Origin of the sequence: Sphingomonas abaci (genome assembly GCF_014199625.1) — a bacterium.
In the GTDB taxonomy this organism is placed as follows: domain Bacteria; phylum Pseudomonadota; class Alphaproteobacteria; order Sphingomonadales; family Sphingomonadaceae; genus Sphingomonas; species Sphingomonas abaci.
Window position 1 is genome coordinate 113,477 of sequence record NZ_JACHNY010000008.1, and the last position, 19,975, is coordinate 133,451.

The window sequence follows — 19,975 nt, forward strand, 5'->3', positions numbered from 1 at the left end:
CGCAGTGGTTCTACGCCGGATGACGTCCAGATTTCGAAGAAGCTTAGGGCTGCGCGGATCGTTCGAACCGAGAGCTATGACAACGAGGCTGGCAGACAACGTCTCAGGGGAGAACCGCAGCGCGTCACTGGAAGATGCGCCAACACGAGCGCGCGTCTCGCACTGAATGCCCGACATCGCCAACGCTGCGGCGGTGCCAACTGCGGTGCTGTCACCGAGGATCAGGCAGAATGGGATCATTTGTGACCCAGCAGGGCCAGTACGATAGCGAGCGACATGACGAACAGGGAAAGCCAGATGGCGATCTGCCCGTAGATGTGGAGTACCACACCTACCCAGGAGTGCCGCTTTCGAAGCAAGATGCCGCTGCCGACGGCGATGAAGAAGGCGATGGTCGTAGGCATCGTTATCGATGGTGATCTATTCAACGATGCCTCTGCCAACGGGAAGAGTCCGATCATCATAACCAGGAGCCAAGAAAACCCTAGCAGCGCACCGTCAAACACCTGTCGCGCTGACGGGTTTTCGTTATGAACTCCGGTGCGGCGAACGCCTTGATGGCCATTAACAAACGCTGTATCCTTGCGGCGGGAGCAATGTGCCATGGCCTACGACCTCACCCAGTACCTGATTACGCGAGACCAGAGCGGCTCTGGCGGCGTGATCGCGACGCCGGCGTCTGAAATCCCGGCTGTTGAAGCTCCGGCTGCGGATGCACCACGAAGCCATCAGCTTGCCTATTTGGCAGTCTACGGTGCATGTTTCGTCGGCCTCCTTCTTTGGTTCTGGAGTTAGGCTTCACTTCCTCAGCGAGGGGTCGACGAAGAAGCCCTTTCCAAGCTTTTCGTCGATCTCTGCCTTCACGGGCTGCGCAGCCATAACGGTAGAAGAGCGCTGCGCCGTAGCCAGACTACGCGCATCCTGCACCTTGCCCGACCCTGCCTCAATCGCCTCGGCCGCAGCGACGGGTGCGGCTGACTGCCCAGGGCCGCCAGCATCTATCAGGCCGCCGGGCTTATACATCTTCTCTATGGCTCCTGCGCCGGCCAGCGCCGGACCACTCAGCTCATGCGGGTCATTTAGATGGAGCTGGCCCTGTACCTCGTTGAACATACCTTCCTGACGTTCAGAAAGGAACTTCGCGATCAAGGTATCGCGCACCTGCCGGCGATGACCGGTCAGGCCAACTTCATGAAGCCCAGGCGCATCAAGCCCACCGGCTTTCTGGCTCTCGCGGGCGTACCAATCACCAAGCTCAGCACTGAGGTTGGTGCTCATCTGCATGCTATGCGTTTCGGCATAGCTGATATCTTGGGAGAGCTGCTGTGCCCTCTCACGCGACTGGCGCGCGCGCTCCTCGAACGAATGCGCCCGGGCAAGGGCCTCTTCGCGCGAAAGCGACGAACTGCGACTGGTGCTGCCGCGAGCGAACGTCCCGGAGCGGTTTGTGTCGGTATCGCCGATGCTTGCGCCGTTGGCGACAGTGGTGTCGTCGCGGACGCTCTGCGTCGTCGAATTGCGATCATCAGTGCCGCGAGATTGATCCGCGTTGTGACTGAGGCGGTCGCCTTGGATCCCGGTCTTGGAGACCTCTCCACCAATCGAGGGAAGAGCACCAACGGCACGACCGAGCAATCCGCCGCGGCCCGTCGTTGGAGTGTTGGCGCCTGCCCCTTCCGGAGCAGGACTGGAACGGCGACCGCCACCCCCGCCGATGCTGGCTCCGATCGTGCCACGAACAGTGTCGATTGTCTCAGCGCTACGATTGTTGCCGTCGGTAAGCCGCCTCGATTGCGTAATGGCGCTTTGATCCTCGAGGCCGGTAGATGTGCCCTGACTGTTACGGACGCTCCGGTCGACCGTCGCAGTATGCTGCGAGGTTGATCCCGTTTCCCAGCCTCGGATTTGCTCGGCAGAAACCCCGGTGGCCCAACGACCCGTCTGGCTATATGTCGTCAACGCCGCTGCAGAGGCCTCGTCACTTTCAGCAGATCGGTCATAGGCGCTCTTCGTGGTCTTCATATCCGAAAGGAAGCCCGCATTGAGGGTCGGCGTGCTCTCAAATCGACTAATTGCCCCGTTTGTATCAATTACGGAGTGGCCGTTGCCATAGCTGCTTGCGGTGGCACCATTGTCAAATCGGAAGCTCGAACCGGCAGCACCCGACGAAAACATGGGTGTGTCTTGCCAATTGTTGCTTTGACGCATGTTCGATGTCGAGTTGGCGAAGCTCGTGTTGCCATAAGAATAGTTGCCGGTCGTCTGCTCGGCCGCAGCCGCTTCAGCTGCGTTCTGAGCCGGGTTGAGGACCGATGTCGCCTGACCCGAGATACTCATCGCGCCCTTGGCGAGACCCGCCGCGAGGAAGGGCACACTCATCAGCATGAAGCCGGCGATCGTGGCCGTCTCGGCATTGACGGCGCCGATGCCCGCGAACGTGCCTAGCGACATACCTCCTTCCGCTGCGCCCTGGGCGGCACTGGTGGCGCGCGTCATGCAGATCATGTGGAGGATGACGTACAGCGGCCCCCAAGACGCGAGGTAGAAGAACCCGGTCAGATAGCCCTTGAGCGCCCCGACCCCCGTTTGAGGCATCAGGAAGAGCGGGAAAATCACCGGGAACATCGCGTAGAACACGACCGTGAGCACGATGTTGAGGATCGGAACCCAGCTCATCGCCTGTTGGGCGATCGAGTTGTACGTGTTGCGCGCCTGAATGTCCGCCCGCGTCGTGGCGAAGGTATCGATCGACGCCGCGCCCGGACCACCGGCCATCCCGTCGCGAGCCTGCATGAACGCGTTGATCGCCGTGTTCTGCCGCATCACGGCTTCGTAGTTGGCGCTCGAGGCGGTGAAGGCCTGATTGACGATCGGAACATCGGCACGAAGCTTAGCCGAGGCGACGGCGGTCGAGAGTTTGGGGAAGGCCTGCTTCGACCAGATCGGCGTGTGCGCCGCGATCATCGGCGTCCATTGCTCTGAGAGCAGGTTGTAGGCGTTGTTGCACGTGATGATGTCGCTTGTCACCGACGCACCGTTGCGGCTGACCCAAGGCTGCGACCGGGCGACCGAACCCGGCCCCATCGCGCTCCATAGGTCCTTCGCGTTCGCCAAGTCGGTCATCGACTTCTGACCGAGCATGATGTCGCCGAACACGCAGTTCTTGAAATGCGCCGACAGGTTGGTCGCAAACTCGGCGTCGCGGATCTCGAAATTGCGCGTCGCGTCGAAAAGGCGCGCGCCATAGACCATGCCGTTGGTTGAGTAGTTCAGCTGGCTTGGCATCGTGAAGACCGTCTCGGCCGTGCGGGTGAGCCAGTCACCGACCTGACTGGTGAAGCTCGCGATCACGCCCAGCCCGAGGGGCACGTTGGCAACGGCGGCAGGGGCCAGCGACGGGTTGATGCGGTCGGTCACCTTCACCGACACGGTAGGGACCATCAAGCACATGTAGATGAGCGTCGAGCCAATGAACCAGTTCATCCAGACGCGGACGTTCATCGTGAAGGCGACGCACAGAAGCGAATAGATCAGGCCGAGGACCATGACGACGCGAAGGAGCGAACGGTAGCCGCCCCCTCCCGTCCACGCTGCGACGGCGTTGAACGTGTTGACGATGTATTCGCCACCGCCGATCGTGAAGACCTCGACCATGCCGTTCGTCCTTAGTTGAGGCCCTGCGCGCTCAGCCCGCGCGAGAAATTGAGCGAAGCGGCCATCGCCGGCGACATGCTGTTCTGCAGGGTCGATTCCAGCATCACGGATTTGTTGATGAGGAAGATCGTCTGATTGAGCTTGTCGTTCAGCTTGAAGTCGCGCTGCGAGTAGCGGTCACGTGCCGACGCCAGCTGCTCGCGCCATGCCTTGCTGACGTCGACGTCACCCGACTGGACCTGGACCGATGACTGGCTGATCCGATCGAGCATGTTGTCGATCATCGCCGAGAGCATGTTCACAGCGACGATCTCGGCAAGAGCGTTCGTCTCACCGGGATTAAAGCTCTGGTGTGCCATCGCTTGGACCGCGAGCATTTTGTAGAGCGGGATCGTCGTCATATTGAGGAGCTGCTGCTCCCCAACGTCGAGCGCGCTGTCGGTGCGGATCTTCGAGTTGATCGAGTCGATCATGCCCTTGATCTTCGTGCGAAGTCCGGTCGCGATCTGAAGATTCTGTTCGGTGACCTTGAGGCACTTCAGCTGCTCGTCGCACTTCAGAAACTTGACCGGTTGCCCGCCCGTGCCCGTACCATCGAGAAGGGCGGTGACGACCGCCTCCTCGGCAGGCCCATGAAAGACCACAGCCGGGCCGCCGTCATCGCCACCCTTCGGGTTGACGATGATCGTGCCGACGAGGGTCATCAGGTATTCCGAGAACGCCTGATCGAAGGTGCCGAACTTATTGGACTTCTGGATTGCGTCCCAGGTGTAGTTGCGCGGCGTGCCGGCCGCATTCTCCGCCACCTTGGGATCGGTGTTGGCGTCGATCGTCGACTCCTGCTTATTTCCCGGTCCGCACTCCTGACGGGACCGCGCCCAGTCGGAGAAGATACCTTGGCTGTTGCCGATCGCTGCGCAGACGTTGGACCGCGCTCCGGCCATCTTCGGCCATAGGCCCCCCACCAGGCCCTGCGCTGCCTCGCACGACGAGATGTTCATCTGGTTCATCTGCTGCGCCTTGTTGGCCATGCCATCCATGACCTTGCCGATTTCGGGCGAGACGCTGTCGATCGCGAGCTGGAACGCGAAGCCGAGCGCGTTGTTCGCGGTCGCCTTCAGCATAGCGACCATCTCGGCGCCGTTGATGAACGAGAAGGAGCCGGTGAAGATGTCGATGCCGCCACACCCGGCGCGCACGCTCGGCATCTGGAGATTGAGCGGCTGCACGCTCTTTTGCGGGAAGCGGGTCCAGACATTGCCCATCGAATAGTATCCGGCGCTCTGGCCCTGATATGCGCTGGGGCCAGTGACATTGGCGGCGCCGCCCGCGTCCTGGAAGAAGCTATTCATCTGCCCGGCGACGTCGGCACGCGCGATGTCGACCGGGATCATGCTCGCGGCCCCGAGGCACGCGACGACCGCGGCGGACCGCCGCAGGAAGACGCGGAAGGGGGAGGGGCGGGGTTTGCAGGTGGTAGCGGTCATCAGAAATCCTGACCCGGCTTGGTGTTGGTGAGCATGAAGATCCGCTCCATGACCTCGTCGGCCGACATGACGCCGAAGCCGATGGGCACGGTCTTGCGGGTCACGGTGTCGAAGAGGACGAGCGCAGGCGTGGCCAGCGGCACGCCCATGCGCTCGCGCTGGCCGCTGTCGACCACGTAATTGGGGAAGGTTCGGCTCGGACCACCATCGGTTGAGACGGCCATCACGGTCATACGATGACTGTCGGCGACCGAGCGGAGGATCGGAGAGAAGACCTCGCACGCGGCGCAGCTCTGCGCGAAGAAGTAGAACATGCCGTACCGCTGGCCGATACGAGACAGCGCCTGATCGCGCGTTGCGCTGCGGTTATCGGTCCAGGCACGCTTGCCGACGGTGGAGACCGGTCGCTGCAGCGTGTAGTCGATGTCGGGGTTCTGCCAGAGCGCGCGCTGCCAGGTGTCGGAGAAGGTGGAGGCCCGATCCAACTGCTCGCGCTGATAGCGCACATAGGCAATGACGTTGGCCTCGGTCGGCTCGAGGATGGCGCGGTTCTTCAGCTCGTTGAGCTGCTTGGAGATCGCCTTCATCCGGTCCGTCGCCGATGCTTGAGCCTGCTGGGCAGGTTGCGGGGACTTGGGGGGGGTCTTCGGACGCTCGCAATAGAACCACTGCCCGAGGCGGCGCTGGCCGCAGTAGAAATCGTCACCCTGAACAGGCGTATCGACGTTTGCCTCGAGGACCTCAGGCTGCACCTGGTCCTCGCTCTCCGCGTCGTCGCCGGCATCGGCCATCGCCACTGATTGGAGATCGAGCGACTGCGCCCCCGCCGGCGCCGCGACCGGCGCGGCAGCTGCGAGGAGCATGAGAAGCGTGGCGGCGACGCGGCCGCGGCGGTTATCCCTGATCGTCATCATCGTCGTGCTCCCCGTCGAGCTCAATCATTGCGAGTTGAAGGACGTGCATCATCCGCGCGACGTCGAGCATCTTGGTGCCCTGATCGAGCATGCGGACGATCCCACGGAGGTGACTGCGGCCGTGCTTGCGGCCCTTGATCGTGGCGCGCATCCCGCTGTCGCGGCGCACGAGCCAACCGGCGTCGACCATGCGAGGAAACGATCGCTCGATCTCTCGCGGGTCGATCTGACAGTCGAACCAGTGCCCGACCGTCTGTGCGACCTCGCCGGCTGACGTGCCGCGCCCGGAGCGGTGGATCCGCAGGAAGATGGCGAGGTCGAGCACCGACATGTCGACGGCGCATGGTCCCCCCGGACCTTCCACATCATTTGCCCCCGTGAAGGTCATAATACCCCTGAATTTTCTGCTGGATGTCGGTCATGACACTGACCTCGTCGGGCAATTTCGCGGCGTCCATGAACTCGGCATAGACCTCCGAGAAATCCATTTTCGACAGGTCGAGGCGCTGAAACTCCTCGATGGTGAAGCCTTTGCAGGTCTCGTCCTTGGGCTTGCCCCACGGCTTGTTGATCTGCTGGCGGCCCTGCTCCTGCAGGATGCGGGATAGCTTGCTGCCGAAGCAGCAATAGGCGTCCTTCGACGTGACGCAGATGCCGAGCACCTTGTCCGAACAATAGGAGCCGACCTTGTGGCACAGCCCCTTGTCGTCCTTCTCGTCGAGTTGCTTCTCGGCCGAGCTGCACAGCCAAGGCGTCAGCAACGGCACACCCTTGCCCGAACAGCAATTGGACGCGCCAAAGATCTTCTTGTTGCAGGTCCCGCGCTCGCCGGAAAAGACCGTCAGGTTGTTCGGATCGAACTGCTTGCCGGCGTCGCCGATCGAGTGAAGCGCGACGAGCGCGTCCTTGAACTCGGTCGAGGCTTCGCGCTCGATCTGCTCGCAGTTGCCGTTGAGGCAGTAGACGTCGTTGCCGCAGACATACTGCTTGTCGGTCGACGCCGGGTCATCCGGCAGCGGGCAGCTATAGACGCGCTGCGATACCTTGCAGGCCCCCGACTGGGGATCGTCGAGACATTCGTCGCGCAGGAATTTGCACTGCTTGTTGTCGTCCAGCGAGCCGCAGTCGCTCGCCGGTTCGAGCCGTTGGCAGGTAAAGGTGCGCGACCAGGCCCAGCAGCTCTGCGTCACTGGCAAGCCTTCAATCGTGCGTGTTTCAGGGCCCTCGGTGCACACCTCGGCCGCCTGCGGCGTGCAGCTGGTGTCTGCGGCAAGCGACGGGCAGGTGCCCTCGTTGCGAGTGACGGACACGCTGACTTCGCCTTCCTTCTTCAAGTAGACCGTGCCGGTGCGAAAATTCTGGTGGCTACCCGTGTCACTGGCGGGAAGCTCGCTCGAACAGGAATAGAGCTGCGCCGTGCCGCTCAGCTTGCCCTTACAGAATTTGCGATAGTCCTCGACGTTGGTGCCGCCTGCGCCGAGGTCGATCTGCGCGTCGCAGATGTGCTTCGACACCGGCTCGGTACGGCAGACGCCGGCCGCGGTCCGAGCCTGCATGACGCTATTGCGGGCAAAGCCGTAGCCCTCGTTCTTGTCGAGAACGCCGTAGTAGAAATAGCGGGCGGTGTTGACGACGTGCGGGACCATATTGCCGCGGCAGATCTCGTTGGCCTGCGTGACCTTCGAGCCCTTGTTGCACGTCGCTTCGTAATAGCCCTTCGAGCCCACCGATGGGGGAAGCGCGGTGCAGGTGCCTTGGCTTCCGCCAATGTCCTGCCCGCCGAGATAGGTCTCGGGATCCTTCTCGATCGCGGTGCCCCGCGAGGTCGCAGCGAGGATTTCGGCATTGCTGAAGCTCGGCCGCGTGCCGCCCTTGTCGGTAACGGTGCCGTATGCGTCGCTCGTCGGCGCGGCGACTTTCCCATCCATCGTCAGCTTGTCGGGATCGTCGAAATAGCCCTTCTCTGGCAGATCGGTGCCGCCATACCCGGGCAGCTCCTGCAGCTTCAGCTCATTCGGGCCGAGGCTATCATCGGCGCGCATCGCCTTGCCCATGGCATTGCCCTGCTGACGCGCCTCTTCGATCGTCGTCTGCGCGATGACGCCGCTGGCGCCACCCACGAGGATGGCGAGAAACAGGGAGGCGGCGACCCGCTTCATCTAGCTGGCCTTCGCCATGTTGCGCAGCGCGACGGAGGCGACACCGGCACCCGGTCCGCGGGCCGACACGAAGGTATCGAGCACATAGCGGACCGAGACGTTACCGGTGATGCGATCGTGCGCGGGCACCGCGGTGCGACAGTTAAGGCCCGAGCACAGGTCGAAGTCGGAGGACACCGCCACATAGGTCGGCACGGCCTGAACATCGAAGGCACGGAAAAGCCGGGGATCAATGCCGACGTTCGAGAGCTGGTCCTTCTCGGTCACGACCTTGCTCAACGCCTCGCTGAACGCCTTCATCGAATTGCCAGGGAAACCGCGAAAGACGACCACACCCCCGGCCTTCGCCGTGTCGGCGATCAGCTGGCGAAGCGCCGGCACCGGCATCGAGAGGCTGGCGAACGCTATGAACTGAGGCGCGTCGCCCCGGCCTGTCGACGAGACGTTCTGGCTGGCGCCCTTGATGATCTCATCGAAATCGAAAGCACCGTCGCCGTTCACCGGCAGGTCGGCTTTCGCCAGCTCGACGAGGTTTCCGGTGGCCTTGGTCTGGACCGCCACGGCTTCTTCGCGGAAGGCGTCGCCACGATTGCGGACGTGGTCGGCGAACGTCTCGGCATCGCCCTGCATGGCCGCCGAGCGGCGCTTGATGGCGTCGAGATCCAGACCGTCGACGGTCTGAGCGATTGCCTGAATCCCGCCGATCGTGGCGACCAGAGCGAGGACGATGGTGAAGCGACGCATGTCAGTGGTTCCTCACAGCACGCAACAGTTGCGCTTGCGCCAGACGAGGTAGCCCATGTCCTCGCCCTTCACGGGGAAGGCCCGGCCAGCCTGCGGGGGCATGGTCGAGGCACCTAGAGGCGAGCAGGCATACTTGCCGCTGACGGTCGGGATCGGGTTGGTCATCTGGACGCGGTATTGCTGCTTGCGCAGCACCGGCATCGGGTACTTGTTGCAGAGGCCCTTGGAGCCCATCGTGCCCCACGCGAGGCCCTCGCGGTGGATCTTGAAGGCGAAGCGCGCAAGCGCCAGGCGCGACGCCTGAACGTGGCCGATCGAGGCAGCGATGTTGCCGTTGACGGGGTACATCGGTCCCTGACAGCCAGCGCACCAGAAGGTCGCATCGAGAGGCAGCTTGGCGGTCGCTGCGATGCAGTCACCGGCACACGCGGCCTGCGCGATCGGTGAGGAGAAGAGCACCGCCTCAGGATTGATGAGCGCGGTGAGAGAGTCGTCCTGCCAGAGCGGATCGACCTCGGTCATATAGGCGATGTCGAAGGACGATTGCTCGAAGCAGGCGAAGTCTGCGAGGATCTCCATCCAGTAGAGCAGCGGATATACGTACCAGTGGACATGCCACTTCGACGTGTTCTGTCCGTTCCCACCTTTCTGCGACGGCCCCGACAAATTGCCCTGTCCGATGTCGAAGCCGGGCGAGATCTTGGTCCCGCCGAGGTTCACGAAACACCATGGCTTGGTCGACACGTCGGCGAGACGCACCGGCTCCCAAAAGCCGGCCGAAATACCGATGCGCGGGACGGGTGATCCGCAGGCGCAGACGGGCAAGCTGGGGTTGTCTGTGTCGGGACGATTGCTCGGCCAGATCTTGAGGCCACCGACCGAAAGCGGGAACAGGCACGACCAGCACACATCCGTGATCGGGTTCACGAACTTGCCGGTACACTTCGACTGCGCCTCCGCGCGCGGGCTCAACACCGCCGATAGGGCGAACACGGAGAGCGCGAGGGTGAGGAGGCGCAGGCCTTTCACGCGGCCTCCTCCGGCGAAGTGGCGGCGTCGAGGTAGGCGTTGTCCGCGCGGTTCTTCCGGAAAACGTAGAGCGCCGTGTGAAGGGCCGTCGTCGCGAGGACGGCCGCCACCACGAAGGACGCGGGGCGACCAAAGAGCTTCACAAGCGGAGAGATGGCGAGGACGCCAACCGCAGATGCCACGCACAGGAACTGGAAGGTGCGGCGCATACCGCGCAGCTCCGCCGTTTCCGGCGCTGCCATCGGCGTCTTCAGGAGATCGAGCCACAGAGGCATCAGCTGTTTCCCTTCAGCTTGATTTCGGAGAGCTTCATGACGCGGCCGTCCTGCACGGCGACGGCGGGTGTGTGCCGGATGCCGAGCTTGCCCGTCAGGCGACCTTCCTGATCGAAGTAGAAGCGGCGTTGCCGCGCCGTCATCTCCTCGAGGGGGGAGCCGCTGACGAGGATGATCTTGGCCTTGAGGTCGCTGTATTGGGCGGTCGCCCACGCCATCTCGGCCTTGTTGTCACCGTCGACGAACACCAGAGCCTGGGTGACGGCGGTGAAATCGAGTGGATTTACCGTCTGACCACGCCGGGCGATGTAGTTGCCCTTTTGATCTTGAACGTCGCGCTCGATCGTGATCGTCGGGTCATAGGCCCAGGTCCGCGCTTCGGTCGCGGGGGTGATACCGGCGACGGGTTTCGGACGCCGCACGCGGGCCTCCGCCCTGCGAGCGAAGGCCGCATTCATGCGATCGATGTCGCCATTCGCCTGCAGCCGCTGGAGCTTCGCCTCGATCGTAGCGAGCAGATCCGGCTCCACGATCGGGAATGTCTGCCCGACGATGCCATGGTCGCTCGCGCGGGTCGCCGAGCTCAGCGAAACCGAGAGGAGGGCGACGATCGCGACGGACTCCAGCGCCCGCTTCACAGGATCGGCTTTCCGACGCCGACGATCTTGTTCGCGCACGCGAAGCCGATCGCCGCATACCGGCTGTCAAAGCCATCCTTGTGCGGACTACCGACGAAATAGCAGTCACGCGGAATGATGCCGGTCGGGCCGGGTACAAGTCGTTCGCCGAACTTTGTCAGCGGTTTCATGTGCGCGACGAGCTTACCGGCGACGATGACGTCGGCGCCGCGATGCTCAACCAGGTCGCCCGGCATGCCATAGACGATCTTGCCGAACATCTGCTTCTTTGCACCGAAGTGCCGAACGACGAGCGGCGAGGCAGGAGGCACGAAGAAGACGTATTCACCGCGCGCTGGCGTCGCAGTTTTGTGGATCACGAAGGCCCAATTCGGCAACGACTCTGACGAGTTGATGAGCAGGGCGTGGGTATCGCGCCATTCCGCGAGTGCATTGAGCGACGCGCCACCAGCGATGAAAAGGCCGAGCGCCGCCCAAAGCCGTTTCCTCGGCCGAAAGCGCTCAGTCGGCGCCGGTGCGCTGACCGCGTTACTGGCCACTGGGACCACCAAAGGTCGAGACGCTGGCGCCAGCAGCGCTAAGGTCGGGGGCCGGGGCGGGGACCGCTTGAGCCGTGTCCATCCCTACCGCGCCAAAGGGCGATGGGGCGGGAGCACCAGTCGGAATCTGCGTGACTTCAGGCGCAACGGCGACGGGGGCAGCAACGGGAGCAGTCGGAGCCTGTCCACGCATCATGGCACCCATCTGAGCGGGAGAGGCGGGCTGCGGCACGCGAACACCGGTCGAATAGACAGCCTTGGCGACCTCGCCGGTGATGTCGGGGACGCTCTTCGACAGGACCGCCTCGCCGACGAGGACGACCTGCCCTGCGGCGCCACGCCGCTGAAGCTCGGTATCAAGCGCCGCCATGAAGGTCCGCATCTGCGCCTGCACCTGGTCGGGCGGCGTGGCACTGCGGGCCTGCGCCTGCACGTATTCGCCGACAATGCGCGATAGGTCCGCCTTCACGATGTGCTGCGGCTTCTCGGCCATAACGGCCTTGCTGATCCACATGGCCCAGATCAGGGCCAGCAGGAGCGCCGCGCCGACAAGGAGCTGCGGCATCGTGTAGCCCGCGAAGACAGCCCGCCGCGGCACCGCGCGGCCCGATGCACGGACCGGCGTGGTTTCGAGACCGGGCGACAGGCCAAGGCCATCGTCGTTGCGGTCGACACTCGATGCTTCGGTCATGCTTGGCGCTCCCGGGCGGCAGGGTCGCGCGGCAGGATGGCGTGCCGGCGGAAGAAGATGAGGGCGGTCGACAGGATCAGGTGCGCTATACCCACCGTGATCTTGAACTGGTCGACGCGGTCAGATCCGGCCGCCAGATAGCGACTGGTCATGTTCTGGAGGTGGTGCATCATCCCATCGAGCGACAGGCCGCCCAGGACGAGGAAGAAGAGCACGAAGAGCCCCCACGTCATGAGCAACGTCGTGGCGAGAAAGCCCGCCATGTGCAGCCCAAAGTAGAGCAGGAAGCCATAGTCGACCCGTCCGGCCCTTTTGGGCGCGGCGAGCGGGAGAAGGGGGTTTGCGTGCGTTGCCATGACGGTCACTCCGCGGCGATCGGAAGCGCGTCGTCGCCGGCGTCGCTCCACTTTTCAGGGTTCTCGGGGTAGGCGACGCGCTCGATCGCCTCTTCCATCGTCAGACCATGATCGAGCAGGTCGTGGATCGCCGCGAAGGTGCGCGGTGAGGACGAGAAGACGGTCGCGGAGTAGGGATCGAGCACGAGGCGACCGACCGCCATCGATTCCGGGCCTTTGATGAGCACGTCGGAATATTCGACGCCGTTGCGCTTCAGCGAGCGCATCAGCGCATCCGTGTAATCGTCCATCTCGAAGCGATCGTGCTTCTTGAAGTCGGCGATCGTCTCGGCCTTCTGCTGCAGCACGACGAACCAGTCGCTGTTCTCGAGCGCCGCCTTGGAGCCATCCGACTTGTAGTAGTCGTTGATGCTCTGCGTGGCGGTGACGAGCGAGGCACCGTACTTGCGGCAGGTACGCGCATAGGCCTCGATGAAGTCGGCCATGGAGCCGCCCTTCAGCATCTGCCAGGCCTCGTCGAGGAGCAGCGCCTTGGGCACGGAGCGATCCTCCCGGCGCATCGCCTGGCTCGCCATGAACATGATCGCGGTGAGCGCGACCGAGCGCAACTCCTCGCGCGACGACAGGTCCGACAGCTCGAAGACGGTCAGGTTCGCCTTCAGCTGGAACGACACGTCGCCGGTGAAGAAGCGGCCATAGGTGCCCGCACTCGAGAACGGGCGCATGGCGATACCGAGGTCGGTCGCAACCGGATTACCCGTCTCCTCGAGGGCAGCGATCACGTCATCGATGCAACCGCTACGCCCCTTCGCCGCCCACACCTTGTTGATGGCACCGTCGATCAGGCCGCGCTCGGTGTCGTTGAGCTTGTCGATGTGCCGCGCCATCTGGTTCACGATGCTTTTCAGCATCGCAAAGCAGTCCATGAGATAGTCCTCATCCTGCCCGGCAAGCTCAGGGTCGATCATCGCGAACGGGTTGATGCAGAAGCCAGACGCCATGGTGAACTCGACGAAGGCGCCGCCCTGCAGCTTGGCCGAGTGCTCGAACGAGCGACCGTCGTCGATCACGACGACCTTCGCGCCGGCTCCAACCATCGAGGCGCACAGCTCCTGCAGAGCGACCGACTTGCCCGAGCCCGACTTGCCGCACACTGCGACATTGTGATTGCCGGCGGTGTTCTCGAACGGCGACCAGAAGAACGGCTGTCCACGCCGGCCAACCAGCATGAGGTGCGGTTGGAGGCCACCCAGATACTCGCCCTGCAGCGGCATGAGGCTCGCTGCGGTCGTGGTCAGAACCGTCCGCATGCGCTTCATGTTTTTGAGGTCGAACGACAGTCCGTTCGCCATTGTCATCGGCATAGCGGCGAGCAGGCCCTGGATCTGCAGATAGCGATCGTCGAGCAGGTCCCAGCCTGCGGCGCGGTACACCGACTTCAGCGTCCGCTCGTTCGAGTCACCCTTGCCCTTCGGGCTGAAAGAGGTGACCGAGAAGAAGGCTTGCACGAGCTTGCGGCCTTGACGCAGCTCGTCCTTGACGAACTTCCACTCGGCCGACTGATCCTTCAGCTGCGGCAGCATGCGCGCCGACTTGGAGTCCGCAAGGCTCGTGGTCCGCATGAACTTGCGACCGGCGCGCTGCCCCTCGGCCTCCGCATCCGGGAAGTCGAGACACAGGTTGGTCGACACGGGGCAGGGCATGCGCAGCTTGTCGGCGAACATGTCGCCGATGAGCTTGGCCATATCCCACGGCGCCCAACGCTGCGGCAAGTTGCGCACCGAGAACGAGCGCACGTCGAAGGTGTCGGGGTAGATCTCGCCGATCTCGGGTGCATTATCGACCGTCTTGCCCGTTGGGCGGAACCGTTCGGTCCGGAGCAGGATCCGATCGGGCTCGATCTTCATCTCAAGATCGTGCCGTACCGCCTGATCGGCGATGGGATCGAACGGATTGTAGGTGATCGTGTCGTCACCCGGTGCCGTCGTCGGTGAGGTCAGGTCATCGATCCAGGTGATGAGCGCCTTGGGATCCATGGCGCGCGAATGGACGCCGATGGACTCCAGCGCGGACGCGAGGCCCTCCATCACGGAGACGATTTCCTCGTTGGACACGCGGCTCGATTCCGGCGTCGAATAGGAGATGGCGAGCCGGTGATTGCGCATGTGGAAGGGCGCTGCGGACGACAGCGAGTTCCACACGCCACCGAGCAGATACTCGGTACGGTGCTTGGCCATGCGCTCATAGACGCCGGCCGCCGAATAGCGCGGCAGATACCACTTGGAGAGCAACTCGCTGATGCGCGGGCTCATCCAGCCATGAACCTGCAGCGCGCCCGGCGTCGGAATGCCTTCAGAGAGGAATTGCGCGAGCATTTCATGGCTCTGCTCGGTCGCGCCGAGCATCGGCGTGCACTCGAGGACGAACCCGCGGGTCGCGCTATTGTAGAAGATCTTCGTCTTCGGGTCGAAGCTGCGATACGGCAGCCAGTGAACGAAGCGCGGCACCGCCGTGTCGGGCCGTCCGCCCTCAGGCTTGGCATTATCGCCAAGGATCATCGCCAGCAGGCCGCTTAGGAAGCTCATTGATCCACTCCGGGGAATGAGGGAGCGCGCAGCACCGGTACGACGCCGTTGGCCTTGGCGGCTTCGCGCGCGTCAGGCTCGACGCGCGCGAGCCCCGCACGGATTGCCGGGTTTGCCGCGACCGATGCGATCGCGGTCCGACCCGCCTGGGTTGCATGAAGCGGGACGGTGACGGCCGACGTCGCCGTTGGCGTCGTCGCGACAGGGCGAACAGACGCGGAAGGGGAAGGGGCGGGGGTTTTGGCGGGGCCGACCGGCTGTGTCGTCGCCGTTCGCGCCTGAGGCGGGGAGGCAGGAGCCACGGGTGCAGTCTGGACGGCTACCCCTGTCGGCGCAGGGCGGAACGTGGGCCGGGTGGCCACCGGCACGCGTCTTGGATTGCGCGCGAGCTGGCGAGCGACCTGGTCCTTGATGTCGCCAACAGGATCGGCCTGCACGCGCGCAGCGGCAACCGCAGCCGCGCTCGGCATGTCGGGATCAAAGGCGGGATCCGCGGACGCGGTGACGGGGGGGGCGGCCCGATCGACCGCGGCGAGGAGAGTATCGCCGCCCGTCGCCGATGCTACCTCGGAGGGCGTGGTCGCAACCGCGTTCGCAGCGAGAGCCTGCTGCCACTCGCCACGCTCAACCACGGCATGAATGGCGGTCTGCTCGCGAAGGCGACCCGCCGCGTCGATCTGCGCGGGGAATACGATGCGCAGCACCCGCTCTTGGCTACGCGCCGGCGCGGCTGATGCGGCCTGGAAGCCGCCACTTACCGAGCGCGCGGCGATACTCTGAGGGCCGCGACCGTCGCTTGCGGGCACGCTGTAGGGACCAGCGGGCGTAATCATGCGATCGCCGTCCTCGCCGGCGATCATCGCCAATGCGCGATCATCGATCGTCGAACTCGGGGCGCAGATGCCATCCGGGGCGACGCACGAGAAGTTGCCCTTGATGTTGCCACCCATCGTCGTGCAGCTGGCAAGGCCAGTGCCCGCGAGGATGAGACCAAGCGCTCCGATTTTGGTAGGGTTCACGACCGTCCTCCCGCGATGAAGGCGGCGAGCGCCTCCTTGGGCCGGTAGCCCTCGATCATCGCACCGTCGGCGCGGACGATGACGGGCGTGCCGGAGAGACCATGGGCGCGCGCGAACTTCTCGTTGGCGTCGAGGCCCGACGTGTCGCAGGTGCCGGCGTTGCGCAGCGGCTCACCGGCGTAGGCCTGATGCAGGGCCTCCTCGCGGTTCTTGGCGCAATAGACCTGATTGGCGAGGTCGCGGCTGCCCAGGACCGAGATGGGGCGCTCGATCACGCGGACGTTCATCGTGCGGAGCGTGTTGGAGAGCGCGCGGCAATAGCCGCAGCGGAAATCGCTGAACACGGTGACCGTCTTGCCCGAAGGCTTGCCCCAGACGATCGCGCCGGTCGCCGGCAGGCTCGTGAGCGAGAGGTGCTGCGGCGCTGCAGGTGCGGTGGGCTGGGACCCGGCACCACGCGTTAGCGGTGCTTCGTCGCTGCTGGCGGCGTTGTTGGCCTTAGCCGCCCCGCCGATGAGCGTGTCGGGATTGATCTCGAGGAGCCGGGTGGCGGTAAGGTCCTGCCGCGTCTCCATGTCGTAGACCCGGCCGATCATGAGGTAGCGGCCCGAACGATCGACATAGAAGAGATTGCTGCCGGCAGTCACTTCACAGAGGCCGTCGACGACGCCGCAGTCGACCTTGGAAACGTCGGTCCTTGGCAGCCGTGCCTTGAGGAGCGCTGCGACCTTCTGGTTGGACGGCGACATGATTCCGAGATCCGCCGCAGCGCCAGCGGCACCGATGCCGACGACAGCCGCGCAACCCGCGATGGTGGCGATGAAGCGAGGACGAAGACGCCAGAAGGCGATGTAATCAATTGCGGACATACACACCCTCCAGGAAGACGATTTCGACGTCGACACCCGTCGGCATCTCAATGACGGGCTGGTACTGCTCGGCGCGCTCGATCAGATACTTGGAGACCATGTCGCCCGCCTCGCCGATGCCGTTGCCGACGCCGCCCTGCGCGATGTCGCCGAGCCCGAGCTGCTGGCGCTTGCCGTTGGCGAGCACGACGTTGCCGGGCTGCAGCGCAATGTTGGTGTTGGCCGCGAAGCCGCGCCCGATCCCGCCGACGAGGCCGGCGATGAAGGCTTGGCTCACCAGCGATCCCTCGCGGCTGACGACGCGACCCCGCACGCCGGTCTTGCCGCCGAATGCGATGAAGCCCTTCACCTCGGACTCGGCATAGCGGCCGCCCGGCTGCGGGCAGGTCATCTTCTGCAGCTTGATGTAGACCTTCTCGCTCGACAGCTCGCCGCGCGCGGCGCCGTTGATGAGGCAGCCCTGGATCTTGGTGGTGAGCAGCTTGCCGTTCTGGAGCACGGAGCGCGCCGGCCCAGTGATGCGCAGCACGACCGGCAGCGGGTCGGTCTGGCTGTTCACGCCCGCCGCGGCGTCGACGCCGACGATGACCTTGGCGGTCGCGAAGCTGTTCGCGGGCAGGTAGTTGGGGCTGTCGGTGTAGACCGTGCTGCCCTTGGCGATCTTGGACGCAGTGCCGCGATCGGTCGAGCTGAACGAGACCATCTTCACTTCGCTCAGGCGAGGCGCGGAGAGATCGGGACCGGCAGGCGGCGCCCCCGCGCCGCGGCCGTACACCGCAGCGCTGCCCGGGCCGTACATCGCCTGCGGACCGGCCGGGACAGGCGGCGGGGCGGCCGCGCGCTCGTTCACCTGCCTGCGCAGCTGCTCGTTCTCGGCCTGATAGGCCGAGACGACACGCTGGCCGTCCGACGACATCGACTGGTTCTGCGCCTTCAACGCGTCGATCTGCTGCGAAAGCTGCGCCACACGGGCGTTGGTGCCGTCGACGCTCTTCAGCTGGTTCTCGGCTGACTGGAAGCGGTTCTCCGACAGCGCCATCCACTCCTGCTCGGAGAGGGTCCTGTTCGCCATGTCGCCGACCGACACCTTCACCTGCTCGGGCTTGTCGGGGTCGACCTTGCGGGCGTTGTCCGAGCCGCCGAAGATCCAGAACGACGAGGCAACGAGGCCGACCGCGCCGACGCTTGCGAGAAGCATGCGCTGCTTCTTCTTGGTCTCGTTGTTGCCGTCGAGCTCGGACGCGATCGGCGATACGCCGTCCGTCTCTGGAGCGGCCTCGGGGCCGTCGAGCGGCTTACGCGACCGCGAGAAGATGTCCTTGATGGCCATGGCTTAGTTTCCGTTCCGCGAGACGAGGTAGGCGGTCGTGACCCGACCCGGTGCGAGTTTGGGCTCGGCGATCGACACGGCGAGGGCGCTGGCGGGCGCGACCTGTGCCTCGGTCAGGACTTTTTCCTGCGTGCCCTTGTTCTCGATCCGCAGAACGCGACCCGTCAGTGCCTCGCCGCGATATTCCGAGATCATCTGGACCTTGAGGTCGCCGACGTAGACCGGCTTCAAAGAGCGCTGGCGCAGCTCGTAGCCATCGACCGACTTGTTCGCGTACATCGCCTGCACCAACGACACCGCCGCGTCCTCAGGAGTCGACGCAGCGGCGACCTTGGTCGGTGCCGCCTCGGCCGCGTCGGCCTTGGCGATCGCGGGGTTCGAGAGGAACACCTGCACCGCCTGGTCGCCCGCGATGCGGCAGGCGAACTTGTAGACATAGCCGCGCTTCGAAGTGCCGAAGAAGGAGAGCGTCTGGCGGTTGAAGCCCTCAGGAACGGACAGGTAGATGTCGCCGCGAACTGGCTCGTTTACGACCGAGAAGTCGTCCGACGGGTTGCCCGTGTTGATCTTCGAGACACCGGCAAACTCGTCGCCGACGAGGCTGATGCGCGTCAGATCCTTGGCCGACGCGGTGCACGACACCTGCGCGCCGTCCGCGACCATCAGCGTCTGGTCGCTGGCTGCGAAGGCAGGCGCGGCAAAGACAAAGACCGCGACTGCGATGAGCGCCGCGCCGGCGATGCGGCTGAGCCAGCACATTGTGCGCGAGGCGAGCACCGTGCCGAGTGCAGCGCTGCCGAAGGCGTAGAATGCGTCCGTCACAGCGAGCCTCCCAGGCGGCCCTTCGGCTGCGCCATGCTGAATCCGACCAGCTTCAGGCTCATGCCCGAATACTCCCAGTCGTAGATGAAGGTGCGCGGCTCGCTCGACACGATCTTCTGGCCGACCACCGTGCTGAGCTTGCCGGTCACGGTAGACTGCAGGTGCTTGGCGTCGATCTCCATGCCCTCGAGCGTGAAGAATTGGCTCATGCTCGAATTGCGCTGCTCGTTGACGATCTTCAGCAGGTCGGCCTTGATCGTGCCCTGCGCTCTCGGGGAGACGATCGCGAGGACCGACTTCATCCAATAGTCGAGGCTGCCGGGCGATCGGTTCAGCGTCAGGACCGCCGTGTCGCGGGTGACGAGCTCGAGATATTCGCGCGACACGCCGCTGCTGGAGACCGTCACCGGCGATCCGAGGACCGGCTGCAGGACGATCTCACGACTACGGGTCGCGGACATGAGGAGGAGGAGTGCGACGGCGCCTGCCAGCACAAGGGCGGCGATGCCGAGAAGATTGCGCTGGCGAAGGACACGCTGGCTCTGCGCGTGCTGGTAGGAATAGTCCATGTCAGCCCACCATCAGTCGGAGATAGGAAGGTGGCGTGGCCCTGAGAGACGGAAAGCCGCCGGGGAGGTGCCAGTATGCCAGGTGGATCAACCAAGATGTCGCCCGTCCCGCCTTGGCCTTACGGAGTGCCCACCAGCCCAGGACGGCGAAGCCGATCCCGATGACGATGTGTTGGGACAGGATCCCCCACGTGAAGGGGATGACCATCGCTAGGAACTCGTCCAACGTCCAAAAGCCGATAAGCTCAGGGTCGTCCAAGTGCGATGGGATCACGTACTTATCGGCTGACATCAC

General features: G+C 64.3%; 21 protein-coding genes. 1 reads left to right on the forward strand and 20 read right to left on the reverse strand.

What is annotated here, in order from left to right; all coding sequences use genetic code 11:
* Positions 1 to 236: 236 nt before the first annotated feature.
* Positions 237 to 404, reverse strand: a complete 168-nt coding sequence (locus GGQ96_RS16775; RefSeq protein ID WP_242417101.1) for a hypothetical protein — start codon at positions 402 to 404, stop codon at positions 237 to 239.
* 199 nt (positions 405 to 603) lie between these two features.
* Between GGQ96_RS16775 and GGQ96_RS16780 the strand changes: the two genes are divergently transcribed.
* Positions 604 to 795 carry a hypothetical protein gene (locus GGQ96_RS16780; protein WP_156442303.1) on the forward strand — a complete coding sequence of 64 codons (192 nt, stop codon included), beginning with the start codon at positions 604 to 606 and terminating at the stop codon, positions 793 to 795.
* A gap of 3 nt (positions 796 to 798) precedes the next feature.
* Here GGQ96_RS16780 and GGQ96_RS16785 read toward each other — a convergent pair whose 3' ends face one another.
* The 19 genes from GGQ96_RS16785 to traL all read right to left on the reverse strand — a co-directional run bounded on the left by GGQ96_RS16785 (position 799) and on the right by traL (position 19,972).
* Positions 799 to 3,654 (reverse strand): conjugal transfer protein TraG N-terminal domain-containing protein, encoded by a 2,856-nt coding sequence (locus tag GGQ96_RS16785; protein ID WP_066773513.1) that lies wholly within the window; start codon positions 3,652 to 3,654, stop codon positions 799 to 801.
* Positions 3,655 to 3,665: 11 nt separating this feature from the next.
* The gene (locus GGQ96_RS16790; protein WP_066773556.1) at positions 3,666 to 5,048 is read right to left on the reverse strand and encodes a conjugal transfer protein TraH; all 1,383 of its coding nucleotides are present in this window, start codon (positions 5,046 to 5,048) and stop codon (positions 3,666 to 3,668) included.
* A gap of 92 nt (positions 5,049 to 5,140) precedes the next feature.
* A complete protein-coding gene (locus tag GGQ96_RS16795; protein ID WP_231728705.1) occupies positions 5,141 to 6,055 on the reverse strand; it encodes a conjugal transfer protein TraF in 915 nt (304 codons plus the stop codon).
* Positions 6,036 to 6,386 carry a hypothetical protein gene (locus GGQ96_RS16800; RefSeq protein ID WP_066708155.1) on the reverse strand — a complete coding sequence of 117 codons (351 nt, stop codon included), beginning with the start codon at positions 6,384 to 6,386 and terminating at the stop codon, positions 6,036 to 6,038. Before GGQ96_RS16800 ends, GGQ96_RS16795 begins: the two co-directional genes overlap by 20 nt.
* 34 nt (positions 6,387 to 6,420) lie before the next feature.
* A complete protein-coding gene (locus tag GGQ96_RS16805) occupies positions 6,421 to 8,214 on the reverse strand; it encodes a conjugal transfer protein TraN (protein WP_066773516.1) in 1,794 nt (597 codons plus the stop codon).
* A complete protein-coding gene (gene trbC / locus GGQ96_RS16810; RefSeq protein ID WP_066773518.1) occupies positions 8,215 to 8,958 on the reverse strand; it encodes a type-F conjugative transfer system pilin assembly protein TrbC in 744 nt (247 codons plus the stop codon). It lies immediately after the preceding gene.
* 12 nt (positions 8,959 to 8,970) lie between these two features.
* On the reverse strand, positions 8,971 to 9,951 hold the full coding sequence (gene traU / locus GGQ96_RS16815) for a conjugal transfer pilus assembly protein TraU (RefSeq protein WP_231728706.1): 981 nt from the start codon (positions 9,949 to 9,951) through the stop codon (positions 8,971 to 8,973).
* Positions 9,952 to 9,983: 32 nt separating this feature from the next.
* Positions 9,984 to 10,262, reverse strand: a complete 279-nt coding sequence (locus GGQ96_RS16820) for a hypothetical protein (RefSeq protein WP_066773532.1) — start codon at positions 10,260 to 10,262, stop codon at positions 9,984 to 9,986.
* Positions 10,262 to 10,900, reverse strand: a complete 639-nt coding sequence (traW, locus tag GGQ96_RS16825) for a type-F conjugative transfer system protein TraW (RefSeq protein WP_066773540.1) — start codon at positions 10,898 to 10,900, stop codon at positions 10,262 to 10,264. The genes GGQ96_RS16820 and traW overlap by 1 nt, the downstream gene beginning before the upstream one ends.
* A complete protein-coding gene (locus GGQ96_RS16830) occupies positions 10,897 to 11,448 on the reverse strand; it encodes a S26 family signal peptidase (protein WP_394427582.1) in 552 nt (183 codons plus the stop codon). The genes traW and GGQ96_RS16830 overlap by 4 nt, the downstream gene beginning before the upstream one ends.
* On the reverse strand, positions 11,429 to 12,130 hold the full coding sequence (locus tag GGQ96_RS16835) for a TrbI F-type domain-containing protein (protein ID WP_082731337.1): 702 nt from the start codon (positions 12,128 to 12,130) through the stop codon (positions 11,429 to 11,431). The genes GGQ96_RS16830 and GGQ96_RS16835 overlap by 20 nt, the downstream gene beginning before the upstream one ends.
* Positions 12,127 to 12,486, reverse strand: a complete 360-nt coding sequence (locus tag GGQ96_RS16840; RefSeq protein WP_066773545.1) for a hypothetical protein — start codon at positions 12,484 to 12,486, stop codon at positions 12,127 to 12,129. The genes GGQ96_RS16835 and GGQ96_RS16840 overlap by 4 nt, the downstream gene beginning before the upstream one ends.
* A gap of 5 nt (positions 12,487 to 12,491) precedes the next feature.
* Complete coding sequence (gene traC, locus GGQ96_RS16845) at positions 12,492 to 15,071, reverse strand: type IV secretion system protein TraC (protein ID WP_066773547.1); 2,580 nt, start codon at positions 15,069 to 15,071, stop codon at positions 12,492 to 12,494.
* Positions 15,068 to 16,090, reverse strand: coding sequence for a conjugal transfer protein (locus tag GGQ96_RS16850; RefSeq protein ID WP_183937302.1), 1,023 nt, complete (start codon positions 16,088 to 16,090; stop codon positions 15,068 to 15,070). Before GGQ96_RS16850 ends, traC begins: the two co-directional genes overlap by 4 nt.
* Positions 16,087 to 16,959: a DsbC family protein gene (locus GGQ96_RS16855; RefSeq protein WP_066773299.1), complete on the reverse strand. Its 873-nt coding sequence runs from the start codon at positions 16,957 to 16,959 to the stop codon at positions 16,087 to 16,089. Before GGQ96_RS16855 ends, GGQ96_RS16850 begins: the two co-directional genes overlap by 4 nt.
* Complete coding sequence (locus tag GGQ96_RS16860) at positions 16,946 to 18,289, reverse strand: TraB/VirB10 family protein (RefSeq protein WP_066773302.1); 1,344 nt, start codon at positions 18,287 to 18,289, stop codon at positions 16,946 to 16,948. The genes GGQ96_RS16855 and GGQ96_RS16860 overlap by 14 nt, the downstream gene beginning before the upstream one ends.
* Positions 18,290 to 18,292: 3 nt before the next feature.
* Positions 18,293 to 19,048 carry a type-F conjugative transfer system secretin TraK gene (locus tag GGQ96_RS16865; RefSeq protein WP_066773423.1) on the reverse strand — a complete coding sequence of 252 codons (756 nt, stop codon included), beginning with the start codon at positions 19,046 to 19,048 and terminating at the stop codon, positions 18,293 to 18,295.
* 59 nt (positions 19,049 to 19,107) lie between these two features.
* Positions 19,108 to 19,680, reverse strand: a complete 573-nt coding sequence (locus GGQ96_RS16870) for a type IV conjugative transfer system protein TraE (RefSeq protein ID WP_066773304.1) — start codon at positions 19,678 to 19,680, stop codon at positions 19,108 to 19,110.
* A 1-nt stretch (position 19,681) separates the two neighbouring features.
* Complete coding sequence (traL, locus tag GGQ96_RS16875) at positions 19,682 to 19,972, reverse strand: type IV conjugative transfer system protein TraL (RefSeq protein WP_066773306.1); 291 nt, start codon at positions 19,970 to 19,972, stop codon at positions 19,682 to 19,684.
* Between the last annotated feature and the right edge of the window lie 3 nt (positions 19,973 to 19,975).

Coding starts and splice junctions, on each gene's coding strand:
- GGQ96_RS16775 (WP_242417101.1), bottom strand. CDS start 404: ATGCCTACGACCATCGCCTTCTTCATCGCCGTCGGCAGCGGCATCTTG.
- GGQ96_RS16780 (WP_156442303.1), top strand. CDS start 604: ATGGCCTACGACCTCACCCAGTACCTGATTACGCGAGACCAGAGCGGC.
- GGQ96_RS16785 (WP_066773513.1), bottom strand. CDS start 3,654: ATGGTCGAGGTCTTCACGATCGGCGGTGGCGAATACATCGTCAACACG.
- GGQ96_RS16790 (WP_066773556.1), bottom strand. CDS start 5,048: ATGATCCCGGTCGACATCGCGCGTGCCGACGTCGCCGGGCAGATGAAT.
- GGQ96_RS16795 (WP_231728705.1), bottom strand. CDS start 6,055: ATGATGACGATCAGGGATAACCGCCGCGGCCGCGTCGCCGCCACGCTT.
- GGQ96_RS16800 (WP_066708155.1), bottom strand. CDS start 6,386: ATGTCGGTGCTCGACCTCGCCATCTTCCTGCGGATCCACCGCTCCGGG.
- GGQ96_RS16805 (WP_066773516.1), bottom strand. CDS start 8,214: ATGAAGCGGGTCGCCGCCTCCCTGTTTCTCGCCATCCTCGTGGGTGGC.
- trbC (WP_066773518.1), bottom strand. CDS start 8,958: ATGCGTCGCTTCACCATCGTCCTCGCTCTGGTCGCCACGATCGGCGGG.
- GGQ96_RS16820 (WP_066773532.1), bottom strand. CDS start 10,262: ATGCCTCTGTGGCTCGATCTCCTGAAGACGCCGATGGCAGCGCCGGAA.
- GGQ96_RS16835 (WP_082731337.1), bottom strand. CDS start 12,130: ATGACCGAAGCATCGAGTGTCGACCGCAACGACGATGGCCTTGGCCTG.
- GGQ96_RS16840 (WP_066773545.1), bottom strand. CDS start 12,486: ATGGCAACGCACGCAAACCCCCTTCTCCCGCTCGCCGCGCCCAAAAGG.
- traC (WP_066773547.1), bottom strand. CDS start 15,071: ATGAGCTTCCTAAGCGGCCTGCTGGCGATGATCCTTGGCGATAATGCC.
- GGQ96_RS16855 (WP_066773299.1), bottom strand. CDS start 16,959: ATGTCCGCAATTGATTACATCGCCTTCTGGCGTCTTCGTCCTCGCTTC.
- GGQ96_RS16860 (WP_066773302.1), bottom strand. CDS start 18,289: ATGGCCATCAAGGACATCTTCTCGCGGTCGCGTAAGCCGCTCGACGGC.
- GGQ96_RS16865 (WP_066773423.1), bottom strand. CDS start 19,048: ATGTGCTGGCTCAGCCGCATCGCCGGCGCGGCGCTCATCGCAGTCGCG.
- GGQ96_RS16870 (WP_066773304.1), bottom strand. CDS start 19,680: ATGGACTATTCCTACCAGCACGCGCAGAGCCAGCGTGTCCTTCGCCAG.
- traL (WP_066773306.1), bottom strand. CDS start 19,972: ATGTCAGCCGATAAGTACGTGATCCCATCGCACTTGGACGACCCTGAG.